Source organism: Secundilactobacillus silagei JCM 19001 (genome assembly GCF_002217945.1).
Classification (GTDB): Bacteria; Bacillota; Bacilli; order Lactobacillales; family Lactobacillaceae; genus Secundilactobacillus; species Secundilactobacillus silagei.
In genome coordinates this window covers 1-235 of the sequence record NZ_BCMG01000077.1, presented here as the reverse complement: position 1 = coordinate 235, position 235 = coordinate 1, and the positions used below count along the sequence as shown (strand labels likewise).

1 rRNA gene is annotated in these 235 nt (G+C 51.9%); it reads right to left on the bottom strand.

What is annotated here, in order from left to right:
• Positions 1–235: ribosomal RNA gene (locus CES79_RS12630) — 16S ribosomal RNA — on the bottom strand; the annotation flags it as partial.

Sequence of the window (235 nt, the reverse complement as noted above, 5' to 3'; positions counted from 1 at the left end):
ACTAAATGCTGGCAACTGACAATAAGGGTTGCGCTCGTTGCGGGACTTAACCCAACATCTCACGACACGAGCTGACGACAGCCATGCACCACCTGTATCTGCGTCCCCGAAGGGAACGCCTAATCTCTTAGGTTAGCACAGTATGTCAAGACCTGGTAAGGTTCTTCGCGTAGCTTCGAATTAAACCACATGCTCCACCGCTTGTGCGGGCCCCCGTCAATTCCTTTGAGTTTCA